This is a genomic window from Candidatus Dadabacteria bacterium, assembly GCA_026705445.1.
Taxonomy (GTDB): Bacteria; Desulfobacterota_D; UBA1144; order Nemesobacterales; family Nemesobacteraceae; genus Nemesobacter.
In genome coordinates, this window is record JAPPAR010000008.1 from 1 (window position 1) to 17,409 (window position 17,409).

Sequence of the window (17,409 nt, forward strand, 5' to 3'; positions counted from 1 at the left end):
AATTGTGACAGTGGGTTATGAAGGGATTCAGGCTTTTTTAGCCTGTGAAGTTGGGGTTAAAATCGAGGTCGATCAGCTCAAAGGAGCTCTGATAATAAGCATATCCGGCGAGATCAAAGGCCTGAGTGGACGGGAATTTCACAACGCGATATTCCAGGAAATCCAGGGGCAGGAAGTCCCTATAGTTCTGGACCTCAAAGGGCTGACCTACATCAACAGCACGGGACTGCGCTCGATCCTGCTTGTCGCCAAAAGGCAGCAGGACATCAAATCGAAATTCGCGGTGTGCTCCCTGTCCAAACCTATGAGAGAAATATTCGAGATCACGTGCTTTGACCGGATCATGTCGGTGCTTCATTCCCGCTCCGAAGCCATAGAAGCGGTAACTTAAAAGTCCGCCAACACTTAGTTGCTTCTTCCGAAGGTGAAGTTTCCTTCTTTGTCCAGATCCACTTTTACCGTGACCGAATCCTTGAAATTTCCTTTCAATATCTCGTTTGCAAGCGGGTCCTGTATATATTTCTGTACGGCGCGTTTAAGGGGCCTTGCCCCGAAAACGGGATCGTAACCAATATCAACCAGTCTTGTAACGGCTTTCTCGGAGAGTTCTATGGCGAGATTTTTCTCTGCAAGCCTCTCTCTCAGGTACCCAATCTGGATCTCGGCTATCTCAATGAGGTCTGTTCTTGTCAGGGCGCTGAATATGACAACTTCGTCAATCCTGTTTAGAAACTCGGGACGAAAATAATTTCTGAGCATCTCGTTTATCTTATTTTCCATTTCCTCGCTGTCTCCTGACGACTCCTGTATGTGCTGGCTCCCCAGGTTTGAGGTCATTATTATTACGGTGTTGCGGAAATCAACGGTTCTTCCCTGTCCGTCGGTGAGTCTTCCGTCGTCAAGAATCTGAAGAAGCAGGTTAAACATATCGGAGTGCGCTTTTTCTATCTCGTCAAAAAGCACCACGGAGTAGGGTCGTCTCCTCACGGTTTCCGAGAGCTGTCCTCCTTCCTCGTATCCGACATATCCGGGAGGGGCTCCGATCAGTCTTGATACCGAGTGCTTCTCCATATACTCGCTCATGTCAATCCGTACGATCGCGTCTTCATCATCAAACATGAATTCGGCAAGTGATCTGGCAAGTTCGGTCTTCCCGACCCCCGTGGGCCCGAGAAACATGAACGAGCTTATCGGCCTTTTCGGATCGGAGAGCCCGGCCCTTGACCTGCGAAGCGCATTTGAGACCAGTCTTATGAGCTCCGGCTGTCCCACCACCCGCTTCGAGAGTCTTTCTTCCATATGAACGAGTTTCTCGACCTCCTCCTCAACCAGGCTTGATACTGGTATTCCCGTCCATTTCGACACAACCGCGGCTATATCCTCGGCACTTACTTCCTCGCGAAGCATTTTCCTCTGGCTCTGTATTTCGGAGAGCTCCACACCGAGGTTCTCCATATCCTTTTCAAGCTCCGGAATTCTGCCGTAAAGAAATTCCGATGCGCGGGAGAGATCTCCTTCCCTCTGTGCTCTCTCCGCATCCATTCTTCCGGTTTCTATTTCCTCCTTGGTCTTTCTTATCCTCGATATGCAGTCTTTTTCCTTCTGCCAGTGCGCTTCAAGCACCTCCGCTTCCTCTTTCAGTTCCGAGAGGTTTTTCTCAATCTCTTCAAGTTTTCCCCGAAGTTCAGGGTCTTGCTCTTTTCTAAATCCCTCCCTTTCTATCTCAAGGCGCATTATCTTCCTTTTTATCTCGTCTATCTCCGTCGGCACGGAGTCAATCTCCATCTTGAGCCGCGCCGAAGCCTCGTCCATCAGGTCAACGGCCTTATCGGGCAGAAACCGCCCGGAGATATACCTGTCTGAAAGCTGGGAGGCGGCAACAAGGGCTTCGTCCTTGATTTTTACCCCGTGGTGAACCTCGTACTTTTCCTTAAGACCCCTTAGGATCGACACGGTTTCCTCAACGGAGGGTTCATCGACGTAGACCTGCTGAAATCTCCGCTCAAGGGCTGCGTCCTTTTCTATGTGATTTCTGTATTCATCAAGAGTGGTCGCACCTATGCAGTGAAGTTCTCCGCGCGCAAGGGCCGGCTTTAGCATGTTTGACGCGTCCATCGCTCCATCGGCCGCTCCGGCTCCAACTACGGTGTGTATCTCATCTATGAAAAGAATTATCTCCCCTTGAGATTCCGTGACTTCCTTCAGCACAGCCTTGAGTCTCTCCTCGAACTGTCCCCTGTACTTTGCTCCTGCAAGCAGGGATCCAAGATCTAGGGAAATCAATTTTTTGTCCTTAAGTCCCTCGGGAACATCGGAGTCAACTATGCGCTGTGCCAGTCCCTCCACTATGGCTGTTTTCCCCACTCCGGGTTCCCCTATGAGCACAGGGTTGTTCTTCGTTCTTCGAAGGAGCACCCGTATCACGTTCCTTATCTCGTCATCCCTTCCTATTACCGGGTCTACCTTCCCGCTTCGGGCAAGTTCGGTGAAATCCTTTCCGTACTGGCGAAGCGGTTCCATGGTGTCTTCAGGATTCTGCGTGTTCACTGTCTGGTTACCTCTCAGTTCTTTCAGTACTTTTAAGATCCCTTTCTTAGTCACCCCTGATTCTGAAAATCCGTTTCCCAGGGCCCCGGAAGCGTGAGAAACAACTCCAATCAGAAGGTGTTCCGTGCTTACGTACGCGTCTCCAAGATGGTGCGCTTCCTTGTCGGCCGACCGGATGGCAGAATCAAGTTCTCTGCTCATGTATATCTGGTCAGATGCCCCTTTCACCTTGGGAAGCTTGGATATCTGCTCGGCGGCCGTCCGTGCAAGCTCCCGGGGGTCGGATTCCAGTCGCTCCAGAATCTTGGTCGGCATCCCGGGCTGACTTACAAGAGCGGCGAACAGATGAGGCAGGTCAATCACCTGATTTCCGCCGTCGCTAGCCGCGTTTTGTGCCTCCAGAATGGCTTCCTGAGCCTTCAATGTGAATTTCTCAGGCGAAATCATCTCAGACACAAAATAATTCTTCTTTGTGCGGAATCAAGGAATTGCCCGAAATTGAAAACGGGCGGGGAAAGGGAGCAAGAAAAGATCGCGCAATAGCCCCCTGAGTGCGGTTAAAACACCGCACGCACAGATTGGCTGCACAGAAAAAAACGGTAAATTGCAAGGAACGCCGATTAAAGCGTATCTGCGCTATTTCCCGAGGATGCTCACAACGCAGGTAATTCCGTCCATGGCGGGCTGGGCGCCTCCCATGGTCTCGATGATGCCGACTTTCGCATCTTTTACCTGGCGCTCCGGCTCGACTTCCCCTCTTATCTGCCTTACGATCTCGGCAGTCTGAAGAAGTCCCGTGGCTCCGACCGGATGTCCCCGTGAAAGCAGGCCGCCGCTTGGGTTAACTGCGACTTTGTCGCCTCCGACCCATGTGCTTTTTTCGTCTATGAGAGTTGCTCCCTCTCCCTTCTCGCAAAAGCCGAGAGATTCGACAACCATCATTTCCGCTATTGAGAAAGCATCGTGAATTTCGGCTACGTCCATGTCTTCGGGCCCCAGTCCCGCCATCTCGTAAGCCATCTGGGAGGTTCTCCAGACGTTCTCCGAAGGATCGCAGGTAAGGCCTGTGGGGCTGCTGTATTTGCCCGACTGCGCGACGCATCCCAGGATCTTTATCGGCATCTTTTTAGCAAGCTCTCCGACATGCTCCTCGGAACACAGCACCGCGGCCGCGGCCGCGTCTCCAACGGGACAGCACATGTTACGCGTAAGCGGGTCGGCGATCACCGGTGCACCCAGCACTTCTTCCACGGTTGTAGTCTTTCTGTACTGGGCAAGAGGATTGAGCGAAGCATGGTAGCGGCTTTTTACGACGACTTCGGCCAGCTGTTCAATCGTGACCCCGTATTCGCTCATGTACTTTGAAGCTCTTATGGCGTAGAGCCCGGGCATTCCCATACCTATGGATACCTCAAGGTCATCCTCCTCGAGGGGTAGTGGACCTCCGGAGAGAATTCTGCTCAGATTCTCAACGCCCAGAGCGAGTGCTATGTCGTATTGACCGTAGGCTATGGTTCTCCAAGCTTCCCACAGGGAAAGGGTTCCGCTTCCGCAGGCACCCTCCACGTTTATGGTGGGCTGTCCGACGAGTCCTATATCCTTAAGCGCTCTCTGCCCGACTCCCATGCCCTGGTAGACATGGCCGCAAAACGCGATTTCTATTTTTCGCGCGTGAATTCCCGAGTCCTGTATCGCGGCCCACGCGGCTTCTCTTGCGAGAATATGAGCCGCTTTGTCGGGAAATCTTCCGCAGGCGGTGTTTCCCACTCCTATTATGTATACGTCTCTCATTAATAACTCCTCCTGCTTGCGCTATAATTTCGGCGATAAATGTATACCAAACTATCCGTATTGTAAAATTTAAGGAATTTTGATTTTTGATGATGAAATTTCTGCGATTTAGTGGTATGATGTTCGGAGATGTTATGCAGTTTCAGCTTTATTCTGAACAAAAAATACCCAGATAGGAGGTTATTAATATGAGTGATGTACCAAGTGCCAGCGAAGTTGGTAGTATCATGGACACTTTCAGTTCCATAGGAACAAGAAGGTCCATCAGGTGGTATGAGCCGCATAAGTCCGTTGAGAAATGGAAGGTTCAGGCCATGCTGGAAGCTGCCCGGCTTTCTCCTACGGCAGGCAACTTCAATGGGCAAAGAGCAATAGTTGTATACAGGGATGAAGATCCCGAAATATGGGAGTTTATATCCGACTGGAGTCAGATCACAACGCAGATGGCCCCCGTGCTTATCTTCTGGTGTTATGACATGGCCAACTACGACACAATGGGTCAGTCTATCCACGACCTTCTAAGAACTGGAGCACTCGATAAGGCGCACGGCTGGGAATATGACAGGGTATCCAGGCTGTTCCCGCTTGCCGCAATGCTTCCCGATGCGGTACTGCACCGTCTTGCTGCGATCGATCTTGGAAATGCGATACAGAACGCCTGTCTTGTTGCGACGTCCTTGGGTCTCGGGACCTGTCTTAACGGCGCCAGCGGTGGAGCCAGGAGGAACACGAAAGCAAAGTTCAATCTTCCAGACACTTACGTTTTCAGCTGGCTTATGACCGTCGGTTATCCCGCAGAAAGCATGGACGGCGGCGGAGCAAGAAGCCGGCCCCCGTTTGGAACAATGTTCTTCGAAAAGCAGGTCGGAAACGCTTTCCCGAGAGACCCCGAGGTAGTAAAGCTTCTAGAGGATCTGAACATGCTTCAGCCGGCAGGACCTCTTCCCGGAAGACTCGAGGAGATAAACAAGCTCACCAGGCGTTTCGGTCTCGGAGACGAGTGGCTTACGGACTGGCAGCTTGAAGAGTCCCAGCTTGGGGATCTTGCGGGAGACAAGAAACCTGCACCCCTCAGTGCCGATGCAGTCCAGGCTTCGGTCGCGGGCGCATCCGCTGACCCCTCGGGCTTTACCCTCAAACCGACCGTAAAGCGGGAGGAGATCCAGAAGTACAGGGAAGAAAAAGGCATTGGGGATGCCGACTAGTTCTTATCAAAAATAAACAAGGAGGTTTTGGTAATGGCAGAAATAACGTTCAATATTCCAGATCCGATTCACGACAAGATAAAGAAAAGAGCCGAGCAGACCAAGAACAGCGATGTTGGTATTATAATCGCCACTCTGGCTCTTACTTTCAACGCTGCAATTTATGACCATACAAAGTGGCTCCAGAATCTAGATGGAGTGGACGACAAGTCTAAGCCTTGGTAAGGTCACGGAAGTAAAAAACAAAAAGGGGGTGTTCGTGCGAACGGTCACTCCCTTTTTGTTTTATTGCTTTTACGAACAAGACTGCTAAAGCCCTTGGGAAACTAAAGGGAACTATGCAGCAGAGGAGGCGGGAAACTGCCTTTCAGTTCTTTTTCCAAGTTAGAATTCCGGAGTTTGGCATCCGCATCAGTTTCTTCAACGAATTTCTCTAAATAGAGAAGGAACTCTTTGAAATCTCTTCCGTCTCTGGCTGATACAAACGGAGTTTCAGGAAATGTCTCGCGAAGAGCGGCTTGTGTGTCTGCATCGGCCTGATCAACCTTATTAAACACGAGAATGCTTGGTATGTCTTCGAACTCCATGGATTCTACGATCTTAATTACCGAATCTATTTTGTCCCTGACTTCGGGATCACTCGCATCAGCTACATGAAGCAGCAGGTCGGCTTCGCCTATTTCTTCAAGCGTTGCCCTGAACGCATTTATGAGTTCCTTGGGAAGCTTGCTTATAAAGCCCACGGTGTCTGTCATGAGCACATGCTTTCCTCCGGGAAGCATGACCCTTCTTGTCGTCGGGTTAAGGGTCGAGAAGAGCTTGTCCTGGGTAACTATTGAGGATTTGGTCAGGCGGTTAAAAAGCGTGGATTTGCCGACATTCGTGTACCCGATAAAAGACAGGGTCGGGATCATTGAGGTTCTCCTGTTCTTTCTCGTGTGTTCCCTTCTTCTGCAAAGGCCGTCAATCTGCTTTTCAAGCTGTTCGATCTGTTTTCTGATGCTTCTTCTTTCCTGCTCAAGCTTTTTCTCTCCGGGGCCTCTTGTGCCTATTCCGCCCCCCAGCTGGGAAAAGGCCGTTCCCTTGCCTTTAAGCCTCGGCAAATTGTACTGGAATTCGGCAAGCCTTGCCTGGATTTTCCCTTCGTTTGTCTTGGCGTGTTTCGCGAAGATCTGTATTATCAGCTGGCTTCGGTCCATTATGTCAAGACCGGACTCTTCCCCGATAGCATTTGCCTGGGCGGGGGTAAGTTCCGTGTCGAAAATTATTGTGTCCGCCCCGAGGTGCTTGGCATGAAGGGCTATCTCTCTCAGTTTCCCTCTTCCGACCAGGTAACGGGGATCAATGTTCTTTCTTGTCTGGACCACCTTGTCTAGCACTACTTTTTCCGCGGAGAGAGCCAGGGAATCAAGTTCTTCCAGGGATTTCTCGGCCAGGTAGCGAAACTTGGTGCTGAACCCAACAAGCATGACTCCTTCCCTGTTTTCCTTGCCGCCGTTTTTAAAAAAAGCGCTCCTCAGGGACTGCTCTATACCGCTTATCTCCTGTTTGAGGTTAATGTTTATGCGACCTACGTCGGAGAACTTCGATATTTCCCACTTCGAGTGGTTCTCTCCGTCTGGCGGGACAAGGTTCGCGTACTCAAAGCGTCCCGCTGAACCGTTTTCGTCTGAAGACACGGAAGCTACCAGATCGAGTCTTTCGTTTGCCAGAGTCACCAGATCGGAATTCGTGAGACCAGAGCCCTTGAGGTTAGTTCTTACGGCGCGAAGTCCCCTGAGCCTGTATTTCGCTCTTCTCCTCCTTCCAAGCAGTTTTTCAAAAGGAAAGTCGCAAGGTTCTCCGATGAATACGAACCTTATCTTTCCTTTGCGGTCGATAAATGCCGTTATGGTCTTTTTGAGTTCTTCTGAGAAGGCCGCCAGAGTGCGGGTGAATTCAAGGGTTACCAGACAGTCCTGAGGGATTTTTCTCTTGTATATTCTGAGCAGATTCTTCAGGTCGCTTCTGGTGAGACCTGAGGTGTTTCCATGGATTCTGTCTATCTTTTGTCTCCCCTTGGTGCATATACTATTATATTGAGCGCAGAATTTGAAGCAAAGAATGAGAAAATCTTGCCGGTTTGCAGATTTCTCGACGCTGCAGGACGCCGTGGATACAGAAAAACACAAATGGATTGCCGAGTTCTACGAAAAGGAAAAAGTCTCGGCCGACTCGGATAAAACATACAAGAAAGTGGAGAGGGTTTCGGATTTCCTCTGTCGAAGTTTTAAGACCTGCGTTGAGTCTTTAAACAGGGAACATGGCCGAGACGCAATCAGCGTGGTTGCCCCGTCTCGGGGCTTTATGCACGCGGTTTTTGATGCCGATTTAGAGACCGGCGGTTTTCTGCTGCTTTTCGGAACTTCAAAACTGGTAATGGTCCTTTGCGGGGCCGGGGATGCCGTTACATTTGTCGGGAGAAAAATTGATTCCGGTTCCCAAGGCCAGAAGAAGAACTTGAAACTTCTCGGGGCAACTTGGGAAGAGACAGGAGACGGGGGATACCTTTTGCGGGACAGTACGGGAGTGGAGATCGAAGTCCGCGAACTTGTTCTGCGGATAATCCGTTGGGGTACGGGCTAGGGAGCAAGGATTATGTGCGTCAGAAAGGCGATGGCTATTATAAGTCCTATAAGCAACGGTACGCCAAGGATATAGTGAAACCCTTCTTTTTCGTGCGGTTCGAGATCAAACATCACGGCGCAAGAATAACCTATGCTTTCTGTCATTGCAAAGTTTTATTGAACAGATTCTGAAACTTTGTTAGATTCTTACAGTGATGATTGAATATGTAACTCCTTTTTTCCGCCCTCCAAGCGAGCACAAGAGTTTCATTCTGCAGGCCACAGTCGGCTGTTCCCACAACAAGTGCACCTATTGCGCCATGTACAGAAAGGAAACCCAGAAATTCAGGGCAAGGCCTATAGGGGAGATAAAACAAATTATTGATGCCGCGGCAAAGAGCGGAGTGCTTGAACGAAGAGTTTTCATCGCGGACGGCAACGCGCTTGTGCTCTCCACGGCCAAGCTTGTGGAAATAATGGATTACCTGCATGAAAAGGCCCCGGACCTTGAGAGAATAACCATGTACGCGAACATAGGGGACATACTCAGAAAATCGACAGAAGACCTCACACGTCTCCGGGAAAACGGCCTCGCCATGGTCTACATAGGTTTTGAGAGCGGAGACGATGTGGTTCTTGAGAGAATAGAGAAGGGGGCTGACTTTACGGAGACAGTCAAAGCCTCAAGGAAACTCAAAGCCTCAGGGATAATGAATTCGGTCATGGTGCTTCTCGGCATAGGCGGGAAGGACAGGAGCAGGGAACATGCCTTGGCTACCGGGAGGCTTCTTACCGAGTGTGACCCGGAATATGTCGGGGCTCTTTCTCTCCAGCTTCGTCCCGGGGCGCCTATTTATGAGCAATGGAAGGAGGGCCTTTTCGAGCTTCCGGACAAGTTCCAGATGATAGAGGAGCTTCTGACCATAGTTGAGAACACGGAGCTCTCCGACGGCTATTTCTACTCGAATCACATATCAAATTATCTTCCCGTCAGGGCGAAATTCCCTGAAGAAAAAAACAGAGTTCTTGAAGAGATAAAAGAAGTGTTGAAAACAAGAGACGAAGCTTTCCTTCGTCCGGATTACTACAGAGACGTCGTTAACCAGTACTGAAGAAACTAAAGGAGGTTTTAAATGGGAAAAATTGCAACGACTTCACCGGTTTGGGGATGCAGCATAAGCGATCTCAGGGGGCTTGCGAAAATCACGGAAGAAGCGGGTTTTGACGGTATTTTCTCTCCGGAAGTACCGCCTTACAACGCCATAACGAACGCTCAGGTATTCGCCGAGTGCACTGAGAGGGTAAACGTTGGAACGTGGATAGCTAACATATACATGCGTCAGCCGGTAGTTGCTACCGCGACAGCACTTACGATACAGGAGATAACGGACGGAAGGATGATTCTCGGACTCGGAGTGAGCCATAAACCCGTTAACAACAGATACGATATAGACATGGGAAACCCTATTGAGGCCATGAGAAGCTATGTCGGGGAAGTAAGGGCCTTTGCCGATGGAACGTCTCCAAGGCTTTCTCTTAAAAGACCAGCTGATCTCCCTGTCCATATAGCGGGACTTACCAGGGCCGCGGCGGAGCTTGCCGGAGAAGTTGCCGATGGCATAATGCCGTATCTATGCCCTCCCACCTATATAGCTACCTTAAAAGAACATGTTGCTGCGGGCGCCGCGAAAGCGGAAAGGGATCCCTCAACCATATCGATTACAAACGGCATTCCGTCCTTTGTCTCGGATGATGGAGCCGCGGCCGTCGCCGCAGCCAAAAGAGGGCTCGGTCCATACGCCAGGTTTCCTTTTTACCAGAGACTCATAAGAAACATAGGTTTCGGGGATATAATAGACCAAGTACAGGACGGAGCGAATCCGGCCGAAGTTTTCACTGATGAGCTCATAGATTCAGTAGCGCTTGCCGGTACGCCAGATGACTGCAAGGCAAAGCTTGAGGAGCATTTCGCAGCTGGAGTAGATCTTGCGATATTGGTTCCCGGACCAGTAGGAAAACAGAACAATATAGAGGTAATGGAGATAACAGCTAAAGCGTATTCTTAAGTTATTCACGGATCAGAAGAGCGGAAGATAACCAAATATTTTCCGCTCTTTTGCTTTTTCGTCACCTGTATTTCTTTCAGTAATCAATCGGTTTTTCAGGATCTGTTGCAGGAATTTGATTTTTTTCACGTCCGCGGTTGTGAACAAAATTTTATGAAAGTATAATTAGGGCAATTTCATTCTTTTTGCTTCGGTCTGCCTGAACGTGAGTCTCGATAACAACATTTTGTCCCTGCTCGTATTTTTTCCTCTTCTGGGAGCTGTGGTGCTCGCGGTTCTGCCGTATTTTCAGAAGGTTTCCGATTATCAGTTAAAAGCAGTTGCGTTTGTAATAACGCTGGTAGAATTTCTGATATCCCTTCCGCTTTTTTTCCGCTTTAACGGTTCGCTTTCCACAATGCAGTTTGAGGAGAAGATTCCCTGGCTTGCGGACCTTGGGGTGTCTTATCATCTGGGAGTCGACGGTCTTAGCCTTTTGCTTGTGCTTCTAACAACTTTTCTTTTTCCGATTACGGTTCTTTGCTCCTGGAACGCGATAAGAGGTGGATGGAGAGCGTTTCTCAGCCTTACTCTTTTCCTTGAATCGGCGCTCATCGGGACCTTCGTCGCGCTCGACATGATTCTTTTCTTCATATTCTGGGAAGCGGTACTTATTCCAATGTATTTCATCATAGGAATCTGGGGATCTTCCAGAAGAATCTACGCGGCAATAAAGTTCTTCATCTACACGGCGCTTGGAAGCGGGCTCATGCTGGTCGCGATCATCTACATGTACTACGCCCACATAGACCAGTTCGGCTTTGCGTCAATGAATCTTTTTGACCTCCAGAGGACCAGTCTTGCTTTTGACGGGATACTGAGTCCCCAGGGGCTTGTATTTCTGGCGTTTTTCCTGGCCTTCGCAATCAAGGTTCCGATGTTTCCATTTCACACCTGGCTTCCCGACGCGCATGTTGAAGCCCCCACGCCCGGGAGCGTAATACTTGCCGGCGTTCTGCTTAAGATGGGAACCTACGCAGTGATAAGATTTCTTATTCCGTTTTTCCCGGAGGCAATAGAGGCATACACAGTGGTTCTAATAGCCCTCTCCATCATCGGGATAATCTACGGAGCGATGGTGGCCTTCATGCAGACGGATCTCAAGAAACTGGTCGCCTATTCAAGCGTAAGTCACATGGGGCTTATAATGCTGGGCGTATTCATCTTCAATCTCCACGGTGTACAGGGCGGAGTCTACCAGATGATAGGTCACGGTCTCTCAACCGGCGCTCTGTTTATTCTCGTCGGAATGATATACGAAAGACGTCACACTAAAATGATTTCTGAGTTCGGTGGGCTTGCAAAGGTGATGCCGATTTACGCACTGTTTTTCATGATCGCCATGCTGTCTTCGATAGGGCTTCCTCTTTTAAACGGTTTTATAGGGGAATTTCTGATTCTGCTTGGAGTGTTCGCGGAGAACTACGTGTACGCGGCGCTTGGAGCCACGGGGCTCGTACTCGGAGCCGTTTACATGCTCTGGGCCTACCAGAGGGTAATGTTCGGACCTTTAGTGAAAAAAATAAACGCAGGACTTTCAGACCTTAATCCAAGAGAGATAGCCCTTATGATTCCTCTTGCCTTTATGATATTCCTTATGGGCATCTACCCCCAGCCCTTTCTCTCAAAGATGGAACCCACTATAACAAAAATGATAGACCGAACGCAGCAGGAAACCCTCCGCGCTGACGTCGCAGTGCCGGAGACCCGGAAAAACAAGCCTTAGAATCATGGCCGCCCCTCAGGTGAAACTGTCTTTGAACTTGATTAGAACCGATGTCTTTTAAAAAGCTCATAACGAAAAAAGTCGAGTTTTCCGCTTCTCACAGGTACTGGAACAAAAACTGGAGTGAGGAGAAAAACCGCGAAATCTACGGCAAATCGAGTCTTCCCGGCGGACACGGGCACAATTTCATGCTTGAGGTCACCGTGGAAGGAGAAATAGACCCGGAGACGGGCATGATAATCAATCTCTTTGATCTCAAGCAGATTGTTTCATTGGTTCTCGATGATTTTGACCACAAGAACCTAAACGAGGACAATCCCCGTTTTCAGGATCTTATACCGACGACTGAGAACATAGCAAAGGTTCTTTGGGAAGTGATTGAGGAAAAAATCATGGAGCGCGACGATTGTCGTCTTTACAAGGTAAGGGTGTATGAAACAGACGATCTTTTCGTCGACTACCGCAAATGCTAGAGAGAAAGGAACAGGTACTTCTTACGAGAATATTCAGGTTCTCCGCAAGCCACAGGCTTTTTATGGAGGGGTTGTCTGACGAAGAGAATTTCGCCATATTTGATAAATGCGCAAATCCCGCGGGACATGGTCACGACTACACGGTGGAAGTGGCGATAGGTGGCGAAATAGACAATGAAACGGGCATGCTCATAAACCGCATGGACTTTGAAAAACAGGCGGCCCCCGTAATCGAAGAGCTTAACTACAAGTGGATAGACAGGGATATTGATTTCTTTCAGGAAAACATATCGACTGTTGAGAATATAGGGAGATACCTCTGGCAGAAATTCGAAGATATCGTTCCGGGCAGACTTAACAGCATAAAGGTCTGGGAGAACCCGAAAAGTTATTTTGAGTATTTCGAGGAAAAACAAGATGGCTGAGAAAATTGTGATTGTAACCGGTGCGACAAGAGGCATAGGAAAAGCAACGGCAGTTGAATTGCTCGAAGCTGGGTTCTTTACGGCGCTCTGTTCAAGAAATCGCCAGACCGCAGCTTCTCTTGAGACTGAAATATCGTCTTTTGCCGGGAATTTCATGATTTCCTCCATTGATATATCGGTTGAAGAGGAAGTCAGGGAGTTTATCTCGGGCGTTGTGGAGAAAAAGGGGAGAATTGACGTACTGATCAATAACGCGGGCGTAGTACACACCGGTCCGATGGAAAAAACAGACACCGAAAAATGGGACGAGATGATGGCCGTAAACGCAAAGGGCCCCTTTTTGATGGCAAAACACGCTCTTGCGTTTATGCCGAGAGGAGGCCACATCGTAAACATCGGTTCGAACGCTTCAAAAAAAGGCTTTCCCGGGTGGGCAGCCTACTGCGCTTCTAAGTTCGCTGTCCTGGGTTTCACCAATTCGCTCAGAGAAGAGGTAAGAGACAGGGGGATAAAGGTCTCCGCCGTCTTGCCGGGTCCGACCAGAACGGACATCTGGGATTCTCTTGGCGGGCAGTGGGACAGAAAAAAGATGATGTCTCCTGAAGTTACGGCGAAAACGGTACTGTCAGTCATAACCCAACCCCCGGGAGCGAATATAGACGAAATTGATATAGTCCCGTCCACAGGTAGTTTATAGTCATACGGGAGTGATTTCGGGAAAAACATTAATGGTAGAGATAATTTCAGTTGGAATAAGCTACAGGACAACCCCCGTGGAAGTGCGGGAAAAATTCTCTTTTTCTGATGAGGATATCAGGGAAGCGCTCAGAATCCTTCGTTTGAGAGAAGGTGTGCTTGAATGCTTTATAGTGTCCACCTGTAACCGCGTTGAGATCTACGCGGTAACCGATAACCGTGGAAAATGCGAAGAGGAAGCAAGATCCTTTCTTCTTGATTTTCATAAGCTTACGGACAAGAGCCTTCATCCCTATATGCACACCCGCGTGGGATCTGAAGCGGTCAGGCATTTTTTCAGAGTGGCGGCCAGCATTGACTCCATGGTGATCGGAGAAACCCAGATACTAAACCAGCTCAAAAACTCATACAGCATAGCGCGTTCCGAGAATACGGTCGGACTTATACTTAACCGGCTTTTTAACAGGGCTTTTTTCACCGGGAAGAAAGTCAGGGCCGAAACGGGCATATCCTCTCAGGCCGTCTCTATAAGCTACCTTGGAGTGGAGCTTGCAAAAAGAATATTCGAGAACCTCGCAAACCGCACCGCCATGCTTGTGGGAACCGGGGAAATGGGAGAACTCTTCGCAAAACACCTTATCTCAAACAACATAGGAGAACTCTATGTGACGAGCAGGAATTTTGATAACGCGGGGAGACTTTCGCAATCTCTAAAAGGCAAGTCCATCAGGTTTGAAGAGATGCTCTATCACTTAAAAGACATTGATATTCTTGTTACCGCAACCGGGTCTTCTGATTACATAATAAGAAGTGAACACGTAGAACAGTCTCTTAAGCTCAGGAAAAACGATCCGATCTTCATGATCGATATAGCCGTCCCGCGGGATATAGACCCCAAGATAAACGCAATTCCCGGGGTTTACCTCTACGACATAGACGATCTGAGGGTTGTTCAGGGCGAGAATTTGAATTCCAGAAAGGAAAATCTCAAGAAAGCTGAAGAAATAGTTCTCAGCGCAGAGAAAGGTTTTGCGGACTGGATGGAAAGCCTTAAGGTCTTTCCAGTCATAATCGATATCAAGCAAAAATTTGAGAAAATAAAAAAGACCGAGGTTGAAAAGGCGCTTCGAAAAATCGAGGGCGGCAGCGGAGAACAGAAGGAAATTCTTGAGAGCTTGGCAAATTCCATAATCGGGAAAATATTTCACGATCCGGCCACTAATCTAAAAAAGAGAACTTCTGGCTATGAAGCGGCTCTTTACTCCGAGGTAACGAGAAGACTTTTTGAGCTTGACCCGGCGGATGCCTCGCAGGATCAAACGGATATTTATGACGAAGCTGAGAATTGGGACCAGGGGTAGCAGGCTCGCTCTGTGCCAGGCTCGCCTTGCCGAAACCGAACTTCGCGCTGTTTTCCCTTCACTTGAAACGGAAATAACGGAAATAAGGACCTCGGGGGATATAAACTCAGAAGGAGACATATCCCGGATGGGAGGCAAGGGAATCTTCGTAAAAGAAATAGAGCAGAGCCTCCTCTCAGGCGAAACAGATATCGCCGTTCACAGCATGAAGGACATGCCTTCAGTTCTTCCGGATGGGCTCATCATAGGTTCTGTGCTCAAAAGAGAAGACCCTAGAGACGTTTTTGTCTCGGCGGACGGACGCACCCTCGAACAGCTCGAGGGAAAGGGCAGGGTGGGAACCGGAAGCATAAGAAGAAAAGCTCAACTGCTTTTCCGCTTTCCCTCACTTGAAGTCGTTCCCATACGGGGAAATGTCGATACAAGACTAAGGAAGATTTTCTCAGAAAACCTTGACGGGATTGTCCTTGCCGCGGCGGGGCTCAACCGGCTCGGACTTTCAGAACGCATTACCCAGCATCTCGCGTGGGACCGTATGGTTCCGGCACCATGTCAGGGGATAATTTCCATAGAATGCAGAGAAGATGATACGGAAACCAGAAACTTCATATCCGCAATCACGCATCCGGATACAGAAACCGCGGCGGCGTTTGAGCGTTCTTTCCTGGAAACCTTCGGCGGAGACTGTCAGATTCCGCTTGGATGCTGCGCCCAGGTGCATCTTGGAGAGATATCGGCGGACTCTGTTTTTATAGACATGGAGAAAAAGGCAGTTTTCAGGAACACCTGGAAGTGCGATGCGGAAAAAGCATCAGCCGGAGGGTCTCTTATGGCCAGGGACCTCATGAAACGGGCGAGGCTTCAGTGACTGCGTTGCCCCTGGCGTGTTCCGGCATCCAGTTCGGAATATGTGGTCAGGATCACTCCCCTTGACAGTTTGTGAGTGCCGGCTCCAGGCAGCTTTTCAATCTTCAGAAGAACAGCCTGTATTTCTGAGATGTACTTACTGCAGACAGCACTCAACACGCTGTTTGGTGCGATTTACACCTTGCAATTTGTCTCTGTATAGTGCAAAATGCAAGGTATGTTGAAAAGATGGATCACACACAGACTTGAAAAAAACATAGCCCGCAACCCGGCTGTGGCATTGCTTGGCGCACGTCAGGTGGGTAAAACGACACTTTCCCAGTATATATCCAGAAACAGGGAGTCAATATACCTTGATCTGGAAGCGCCGGAAGACTTGCTTAAACTAAGTGATCCAACTGGTTTTCTCAGAAGCCACAACGACAAACTAATCATACTGGATGAAATACAGCGGGTACCTGATTTGTTTACGGTCTTACGTGGACTTATTGATAAAAATCGCCAGCAGGGTCGTGATGCAGAACAATTTCTTCTGCTTGGCTCGGCATCAATGGACTTGCTGCGTCAATCTTCGGAAAGTTTAGCCGGGAGAATCAGCTACATCGAAATGACCGGCCTCAATGCACTTGAGGTTAACAATAACAAACACAGCATCCAGAACGTCTGGCTACGTGGCGGATTTCCCAAAAGCTATCTAGCACAAGACGATGCTGTGGCCATGGAATGGCTCGAAGACCTCATACGTACTTATCTGGAGAGAGATGTTCCCCAAATGGGGTTTGATGTTTCAGCCAGCAGATTGAGGCGCCTTTGGACAATGCTTGCACATCTTCAAGGTGAAACAGTAAATGTGAGCAAATTGGCTGAAAACCTTGAGGTGGGACGTGCGGCTATCAATCATTATATTGATATCCTGACTGATCTGTTGCTGGTTCGACGCATTGAGCCATGGTACACCAATGTCAAAAAACGACTGGTAAAATCACCACGGTATTATGTGCGCGACAGCGGAATTCTGCACCGCTTGCTCGGTATTGGTAATTACGACGCGCTTCTATCTAACCCCATCCTTGGTAAAAGCTGGGAAGGTTTTGTCGTTGAAAACATCCACTCAGTTTTACCCCGCCTCGCCGAAACCTGTTTTTACCGCACTGCTGCCGGAGCAGAGGTTGATCTGGTGATCAAAATGCCAAGTGCTGAGGTCTGGGCCGTTGAAATCAAACATGGTGTCGCACCGAAGCTAAGTAAACATTACAGTCAGACATGTGACGATATTGGTGCCACGCATAGGTTTGTCGTCTATGGCGGTGATGATGAGTTCCCTTTGGGTGATAATGTCTATGTGATTTCCCTGCCGAAGTTCATGGAAAAACTGACTTCTCTCCAGTCTTGATCAGTCCGCATTTCCCCTTATTCAAAAACCGGTCAGTTCATTTGCTAAGAAACCGGACAATTAGTTTATTACTTACATTGCAGCACACACGCGCTTGACATGGTTTGATTTTTAATTACGCTTTTCCATCCAAAGTTTCTGTCGCGGGGTGGAGCAGCTTGGTAGCTCGTCGGGCTCATAACCCGAAGGTCGCGGGTTCAAATCCCGCCCCCGC

At 49.1% G+C, this 17,409-nt stretch carries 17 protein-coding genes; 13 read left to right on the plus strand and 4 right to left on the minus strand.

Annotated elements, in window-relative coordinates; translation table 11 throughout:
• A partial coding sequence (locus OXG75_01275; GenBank protein MCY3624623.1) for an STAS domain-containing protein occupies window positions 1–391 on the plus strand: 391 nt, incomplete at its 5' end.
• A 14-nt stretch (window positions 392–405) separates the two neighbouring features.
• On the opposite strand, the gene clpB is transcribed toward OXG75_01275, so the two are convergent.
• Together clpB and OXG75_01285 are read right to left on the minus strand one after the other, a co-directional pair.
• Complete coding sequence (clpB, locus tag OXG75_01280; protein ID MCY3624624.1) at window positions 406–2,994, minus strand: ATP-dependent chaperone ClpB; 2,589 nt, start codon at window positions 2,992–2,994, stop codon at window positions 406–408.
• A 189-nt stretch (window positions 2,995–3,183) separates the two neighbouring features.
• A complete protein-coding gene (locus tag OXG75_01285; protein MCY3624625.1) occupies window positions 3,184–4,338 on the minus strand; it encodes a thiolase family protein in 1,155 nt (384 codons plus the stop codon).
• 188 nt (window positions 4,339–4,526) lie between these two features.
• Between OXG75_01285 and OXG75_01290 the strand changes: the two genes are divergently transcribed.
• Both OXG75_01290 and OXG75_01295 read left to right on the plus strand, forming a co-directional pair.
• Window positions 4,527–5,543: a nitroreductase family protein gene (locus OXG75_01290; protein ID MCY3624626.1), complete on the plus strand. Its 1,017-nt coding sequence runs from the start codon at window positions 4,527–4,529 to the stop codon at window positions 5,541–5,543.
• 33 nt (window positions 5,544–5,576) lie between these two features.
• Window positions 5,577–5,768, plus strand: coding sequence for a hypothetical protein (locus OXG75_01295; protein ID MCY3624627.1), 192 nt, complete (start codon window positions 5,577–5,579; stop codon window positions 5,766–5,768).
• Window positions 5,769–5,869: 101 nt separating this feature from the next.
• Here OXG75_01295 and hflX read toward each other — a convergent pair whose 3' ends face one another.
• Window positions 5,870–7,714, minus strand: a complete 1,845-nt coding sequence (hflX, locus tag OXG75_01300; GenBank protein ID MCY3624628.1) for a GTPase HflX — start codon at window positions 7,712–7,714, stop codon at window positions 5,870–5,872.
• Between hflX and OXG75_01305 the strand changes: the two genes are divergently transcribed.
• Window positions 7,695–8,168 carry a hypothetical protein gene (locus tag OXG75_01305; GenBank protein MCY3624629.1) on the plus strand — a complete coding sequence of 158 codons (474 nt, stop codon included), beginning with the start codon at window positions 7,695–7,697 and terminating at the stop codon, window positions 8,166–8,168. The genes hflX and OXG75_01305 overlap by 20 nt on opposite strands.
• On the opposite strand, the gene OXG75_01310 is transcribed toward OXG75_01305, so the two are convergent.
• Complete coding sequence (locus tag OXG75_01310; GenBank protein MCY3624630.1) at window positions 8,165–8,314, minus strand: hypothetical protein; 150 nt, start codon at window positions 8,312–8,314, stop codon at window positions 8,165–8,167. The genes OXG75_01305 and OXG75_01310 overlap by 4 nt on opposite strands.
• Window positions 8,315–8,364: 50 nt before the next feature.
• Between OXG75_01310 and OXG75_01315 the strand changes: the two genes are divergently transcribed.
• From OXG75_01315 to OXG75_01355, 9 genes are all read left to right on the plus strand, one after another.
• Window positions 8,365–9,261 (plus strand): radical SAM protein, encoded by an 897-nt coding sequence (locus OXG75_01315; protein MCY3624631.1) that lies wholly within the window; start codon window positions 8,365–8,367, stop codon window positions 9,259–9,261.
• A gap of 21 nt (window positions 9,262–9,282) precedes the next feature.
• The gene (locus tag OXG75_01320; protein ID MCY3624632.1) at window positions 9,283–10,215 is read left to right on the plus strand and encodes an LLM class flavin-dependent oxidoreductase; all 933 of its coding nucleotides are present in this window, start codon (window positions 9,283–9,285) and stop codon (window positions 10,213–10,215) included.
• A gap of 205 nt (window positions 10,216–10,420) precedes the next feature.
• Window positions 10,421–11,980 carry an NADH-quinone oxidoreductase subunit M gene (locus OXG75_01325; protein ID MCY3624633.1) on the plus strand — a complete coding sequence of 520 codons (1,560 nt, stop codon included), beginning with the start codon at window positions 10,421–10,423 and terminating at the stop codon, window positions 11,978–11,980.
• Window positions 11,981–12,030: 50 nt separating this feature from the next.
• On the plus strand, window positions 12,031–12,453 hold the full coding sequence (locus OXG75_01330; GenBank protein MCY3624634.1) for a 6-carboxytetrahydropterin synthase: 423 nt from the start codon (window positions 12,031–12,033) through the stop codon (window positions 12,451–12,453).
• Complete coding sequence (locus OXG75_01335) at window positions 12,447–12,878, plus strand: 6-carboxytetrahydropterin synthase (protein MCY3624635.1); 432 nt, start codon at window positions 12,447–12,449, stop codon at window positions 12,876–12,878. The genes OXG75_01330 and OXG75_01335 overlap by 7 nt, the downstream gene beginning before the upstream one ends.
• Window positions 12,871–13,575: an SDR family NAD(P)-dependent oxidoreductase gene (locus OXG75_01340; protein ID MCY3624636.1), complete on the plus strand. Its 705-nt coding sequence runs from the start codon at window positions 12,871–12,873 to the stop codon at window positions 13,573–13,575. The genes OXG75_01335 and OXG75_01340 overlap by 8 nt, the downstream gene beginning before the upstream one ends.
• A 31-nt stretch (window positions 13,576–13,606) precedes the next feature.
• Window positions 13,607–14,935 (plus strand): glutamyl-tRNA reductase, encoded by a 1,329-nt coding sequence (hemA, locus tag OXG75_01345; protein MCY3624637.1) that lies wholly within the window; start codon window positions 13,607–13,609, stop codon window positions 14,933–14,935.
• Window positions 14,904–15,803: a hydroxymethylbilane synthase gene (gene hemC / locus OXG75_01350; GenBank protein MCY3624638.1), complete on the plus strand. Its 900-nt coding sequence runs from the start codon at window positions 14,904–14,906 to the stop codon at window positions 15,801–15,803. The genes hemA and hemC overlap by 32 nt, the downstream gene beginning before the upstream one ends.
• 216 nt (window positions 15,804–16,019) lie before the next feature.
• Window positions 16,020–17,195, plus strand: coding sequence for an ATP-binding protein (locus OXG75_01355; GenBank protein ID MCY3624639.1), 1,176 nt, complete (start codon window positions 16,020–16,022; stop codon window positions 17,193–17,195).
• The last annotated feature ends 214 nt before the right edge of the window (window positions 17,196–17,409 follow it).